We start from the raw sequence: 4,498 nt of genomic DNA, 5'->3' as shown, positions 1-4,498 counted from the left end.
CCCCGCCAGTCGAAAGGACGCAAAACCGGAGATCTGCCATGAGATCGGAAAACAGGGAAAACTCAGGCAACACCATTGATAGGAACCGCGGAATTCGGAATCCGTTCAGTGTCTTGGATGTCCCTGCACCCAACGACGAGGAGGTGTCGGCGTTCGCCGCAGGCGTACAGCTGGACGGAATTGCGAGCGATGAAAATGCCGAAGCGTGGGGCGCCGAAGGCGGCCGCGACAGCAACGACACTATCGAAGGAAGCTGGTCCAGCCGATGGAATGGCGGCGCCGATCCGACGATCCCGGGCGATGCCAAGGATAAGTGGAAGCCGGGTCGAGCCGAAGTGAAAACAGTGGGAGAAAGAGTTTACCTGCTGTTTGACTGGGATCACGGCGCGCGCAAGGGGCTCGTCGATGCGCGGCGCGAGGGTGCAAATGGGCTGGTTGGAAAATACGACCGATCCAGAAATAACGCGCCCATGGGTCGGATTGATCGTGAGCAGTCAAAGAATCGACGGGAAATGGCCGGGAGGACGCCTGGACTTCCGCAGATGAAGGCAGCGCAGTGCAGACCCTCTTTACAGCGCGCACGGAAGCTTTTAGGAAGCGCCTGCTGCGCCGACATGCGCGCACGATACGGGCATAGCTCAGTTGGTAGAGCGGCGGTCTCCAAAACCGCAGGTCGTAGGTTCGAGCCCTGCTGCCCGTGCCATTTTTCGAAATGGCCATTTCATGAAAATTGTCTGGTCTTCCACGCATCGGCCCTTTGAAAATCGCGCGGTGACTTGCCATATAGGCTGTCTTGAGGCATAAGAGGCCATAGCCGGGACGGGACGACTGGATGGTTCCGAGGCGGCGTTTGGTCATAAAGCGGACACTTGCCACTTGCGTGGATCAAGAATCGGTTTTATGTAGACGAAACAGACACGCGACGCGTGGAGCTGGGAAGCCGGCTTTACGCGTCCGATTTGCATGGGCGAAATGATTGCGCTGATTCGGCGCAAACACAAGGCTCAGGCGGCACATCCCGGCCAGCGGGATCATCCAGGAGATCCGGTCAACGGGTCTCGAAGACAGGCGGCACATGGCTTCGAAAACCACAAATCCTTTCGTCTTTCTCCAGCAGGTTCGCTCGGAGACCGCCAAGGTGACTTGGCCGTCGCGGCGCGAAACGATGATTTCGACGGTGATGGTCTTGGCGTTCGCTGTGATCGCGATGATCTTTTTCTTTACCGCCGATCAGCTCATGGGCCTCGCGGTCGAGCAGATTCTGGGCATTGGACGCTAAGTCCGGCGATTACGGAGAAGTCTTGAAATGACTGCGCGGTGGTACATCGTCCACGCCTATTCGAACTTTGAAAAAAAGGTCGCCGAGGACATCGAGAACAAGGCCAAGCAGAAAGGCCTGTCCGCTGACATCGAGCAGATCGTCGTGCCGACCGAGAAGGTCGTCGAGATCCGCCGCGGCCGCAAGGTCGATGCCGAGCGCAAGTTCTTCCCGGGCTACGTGCTCCTGAAGGCCAACCTGACCGACGCGGTGTTCTCGCTCGTGAAGAACACGCCGAAGGTCACCGGCTTCCTGGGTGACTCGAAGCCGGTGCCGATCACCGAGGCCGAAGCCCAGCGCATCCTGAACCAGGTGCAGGAAGGCGTCGAGCGGCCGAAGCCGTCGGTCACTTTCGAGATCGGCGAGGCGATCCGCGTCTCGGACGGTCCGTTCGCGTCGTTCAACGGTTTCGTCCAGGAAGTGGACGAGGAGCGGGCGCGGCTCAAGGTGGAAGTTTCGATCTTCGGGCGCGCCGTGCCGGTCGATCTCGAGTTCGGACAGGTCGAAAAGGGCTGATCCGAAATCCTTGTCGCCCATTCGGCGACGAGGGGAGGCGGCGTGGAGATCGCGCGGCCAAAACGGGTGGGAGGCGAATGCGGCTTTAGCCGGCCACAGGAACCGCACCACCAGACTGCAACCGCCGGTATTGCCCAGATAGTGGCGCCGGCATGAGATAAGGCAGGAAAGAGATGGCTAAGAAAATTGCAGGCCAGCTCAAGCTCCAGGTTTCCGCGGGTTCGGCTACGCCGTCGCCCCCGATCGGACCGGCGCTTGGTCAGCGCGGCATCAACATCATGGAGTTCTGCAAGGCGTTTAACGCGCAGACCCAGGAAATGGAAAAGGGATCGCCGGTTCCGGTCGTCATCACCTACTACCAGGACAAGTCGTTCACCTTCGTCATGAAGACGCCGCCGGTGAGCTACTTCCTGAAGAAGGCCGCAAACCTGAAGTCGGGCTCGAAGGAGCCGGGCAAGGTCAAGGCCGGCACGATCGGCCGCGACAAGGTGCGCGCCATCGCCGAGCAGAAGATGAAGGATCTGAACGCAACCGATATCGAGGGGGCCATGCGCATGGTCGAAGGCTCCGCCCGCTCGATGGGTCTGGAAGTGGTGGGCTGAGATCATGGCAAAGATTGCAAAGCGTGTATCGAAGACCCGTGAAGGCATCGATCCCAACAAGGCCTACGCCTTGGGTGATGCGTTGAAGCTGCTCAAGGACCGGTCGTCGGTGAAGTTCGACGAGACCGTTGAAGTCGCGATGAACCTGGGTGTTGACCCGCGCCATGCCGACCAGATGGTCCGTGGCGTGGTCAATTTGCCGAACGGCACCGGCCGTACCGTCCGCGTCGCCGTTTTCGCGCGTGGCGACAAGGCCGAGGAAGCCAAGGCGGCCGGCGCCGATATCGTTGGCGCCGAGGATCTGGTCGACATCGTCCAGAAGGGCACGATCGACTTCGATCGCTGCATCGCCACGCCGGACATGATGCCGCTGGTCGGCCGTCTGGGCAAGGTGCTCGGCCCGCGCGGCATGATGCCGAACCCGAAGGTCGGCACCGTCACCACCGACGTTACCGCCGCCGTCAAGGCGTCGAAGGGCGGCGCCGTTGAGTTCCGCGTCGAGAAGGCCGGCATCGTGCATGGCGGCGTTGGCAAGATCTCGTTCGACGTCAAGGCGCTGGAAGAGAACGTCCGCGCCTTCGCTGACGCGGTGAACAGGGCCAAGCCGGCTGGCGCCAAGGGCAACTACGTCAAGAAGGTGTCGGTCACCTCGACGATGGGCCCGGGCCTCAAGCTCGACGTCTCGACGCTGGCAGCGTCCTGATACGACCTATTTGGATCGGCCGCTAAAGGGCCGCTCCGCAACAGAATTCCGGGCCTCCGATTTATCTTGGCGGCCCGGTACCGGAAGTCGGAAGGCTTCCGGACATCCTGTCCGAGATTGCGGGCGGCCCCAAGCCTTAGTTCAAGGGGGCCTTAATTCATGTGGGCCTGCATGAGACGGGTGAAGACCGGACAACGGAGCGACTGCTCCAATGAAAGGTTCGAACCGTGTTTGCCTTTTGTCTGCGCACCATTCGGCTTGCCGGCTGGTGTGGCGAAAGGGGGCAGGATCCTCGAGCGTCGTTCGGGAGATCCGTTACTGGATGGCCCGGCCGGCAAAAGGCAACCCGACGCCTGTCCTCGTGAAAAGGGCAGGGGTCAACTGGAGATAGGCAGTGGACAGAGCGGAAAAACGCGAACTCGTCACGGGCCTGAATGAAGCGTTTTCGGGCGCTGGTTCAGTCGTCGTGGCCCACTACGCCGGTATCACCGTCGCGCAAATGAACGACCTTCGGTCGAAAATGCGTGTCGCCGGTGGCACCGTCAAAGTCGCGAAGAACCGTCTCGCCAAAATCGCTCTTCAGGGCACGGACTCCGCATCGATCATCGACCTGTTCAAGGGACAGACGCTGATCGCCTATTCGGAGGATCCGATTGCGGCGCCGAAGGTCGCGTCCGACTTCGCCAAGGGAAATGACAAGCTTGTCATTCTCGGTGGCGCAATGGGCACAACCTCGCTCAACGCCGACGGTGTGAAGGCACTCGCCACACTTCCGTCGCTCGATGAGCTGCGCGGCAGGCTGGTTGGCATGATCGCCACGCCGGCAACCCGGATCGCCCAGATCGTCAATGCGCCTGCGGCTTCGGTCGCGCGTGTCATCGGCGCTTACGCCCGGAAGGACGAGGCGGCATGAGGCCGTTCCTCGCTATCACAAACACACGTTCGAACCTTATGAAGGAATATTGCAATGGCTGATCTGGCAAAGATCGTAGACGACCTTTCGAAGCTGACCGTCCTTGAGGCGGCCGAGCTGTCGAAGCTTCTGGAAGAAAAGTGGGGCGTTTCCGCAGCTGCTCCGGTGGCGGTTGCCGCCGCTGGCGGTGCTGCGGCCGCAGCTGCTCCGGTCGAGGAAAAGACGGAATTCGACGTCGTCCTCACCGAGGCGGGCGCTCAGAAGATCAACGTCATCAAGGAAGTTCGCGCCATCACCGGTCTTGGCCTCAAGGAAGCCAAGGACCTGGTCGAGGCGGCTCCGAAGCCGGTCAAGGAAGCTGTTTCCAAGGCCGACGCGGACAAGTTCAAGGCCCAGCTGGAAGCAGCCGGCGCCAAGGTCGAACTGAAGTAAGCGTTTGATATCGG

6 protein-coding genes and 1 tRNA gene are annotated in these 4,498 nt (G+C 60.8%); all 7 read left to right on the top strand.

Annotation, left to right across the window (positions count from 1 at the left end):
* The first annotated feature begins 627 nt into the window (after nucleotides 1–627).
* The 7 genes from E5W87_RS19920 to rplL all read left to right on the top strand — a co-directional run bounded on the left by E5W87_RS19920 (nucleotide 628) and on the right by rplL (nucleotide 4,484).
* Nucleotides 628–703: transfer RNA gene (locus E5W87_RS19920), tRNA-Trp, on the top strand.
* Nucleotides 704–1,075: 372 nt separating this feature from the next.
* Nucleotides 1,076–1,279: a preprotein translocase subunit SecE gene (secE, locus tag E5W87_RS19915; RefSeq protein ID WP_029352158.1), complete on the top strand. Its 204-nt coding sequence runs from the start codon at nucleotides 1,076–1,078 to the stop codon at nucleotides 1,277–1,279.
* A gap of 27 nt (nucleotides 1,280–1,306) precedes the next feature.
* Complete coding sequence (nusG, locus tag E5W87_RS19910) at nucleotides 1,307–1,834, top strand: transcription termination/antitermination protein NusG (RefSeq protein WP_006333333.1); 528 nt, start codon at nucleotides 1,307–1,309, stop codon at nucleotides 1,832–1,834.
* A gap of 173 nt (nucleotides 1,835–2,007) precedes the next feature.
* The gene (rplK, locus tag E5W87_RS19905) at nucleotides 2,008–2,436 is read left to right on the top strand and encodes a 50S ribosomal protein L11 (protein ID WP_023798121.1); all 429 of its coding nucleotides are present in this window, start codon (nucleotides 2,008–2,010) and stop codon (nucleotides 2,434–2,436) included.
* Nucleotides 2,437–2,440: 4 nt separating this feature from the next.
* Nucleotides 2,441–3,139 (top strand): 50S ribosomal protein L1, encoded by a 699-nt coding sequence (gene rplA / locus E5W87_RS19900; RefSeq protein ID WP_292401148.1) that lies wholly within the window; start codon nucleotides 2,441–2,443, stop codon nucleotides 3,137–3,139.
* Between the two features lie 394 nt (nucleotides 3,140–3,533).
* Complete coding sequence (rplJ, locus tag E5W87_RS19895; protein WP_065011395.1) at nucleotides 3,534–4,052, top strand: 50S ribosomal protein L10; 519 nt, start codon at nucleotides 3,534–3,536, stop codon at nucleotides 4,050–4,052.
* 54 nt (nucleotides 4,053–4,106) lie between these two features.
* On the top strand, nucleotides 4,107–4,484 hold the full coding sequence (gene rplL, locus E5W87_RS19890) for a 50S ribosomal protein L7/L12 (protein WP_023680442.1): 378 nt from the start codon (nucleotides 4,107–4,109) through the stop codon (nucleotides 4,482–4,484).
* Nucleotides 4,485–4,498: the final 14 nt, after the last annotated feature.

Source organism: Mesorhizobium sp. (genome assembly GCF_004962925.1).
Taxonomy (GTDB): domain Bacteria; phylum Pseudomonadota; class Alphaproteobacteria; order Rhizobiales; family Rhizobiaceae; genus Mesorhizobium.
This window is presented reverse-complemented; position numbering and strand designations above follow the sequence as displayed.

Coding starts and splice junctions, on each gene's coding strand:
- secE (WP_029352158.1), top strand. CDS start 1,076: ATGGCTTCGAAAACCACAAATCCTTTCGTCTTTCTCCAGCAGGTTCGC.
- rplK (WP_023798121.1), top strand. CDS start 2,008: ATGGCTAAGAAAATTGCAGGCCAGCTCAAGCTCCAGGTTTCCGCGGGT.
- rplA (WP_292401148.1), top strand. CDS start 2,441: ATGGCAAAGATTGCAAAGCGTGTATCGAAGACCCGTGAAGGCATCGAT.
- rplL (WP_023680442.1), top strand. CDS start 4,107: ATGGCTGATCTGGCAAAGATCGTAGACGACCTTTCGAAGCTGACCGTC.
- nusG (WP_006333333.1), top strand. CDS start 1,307: ATGACTGCGCGGTGGTACATCGTCCACGCCTATTCGAACTTTGAAAAA.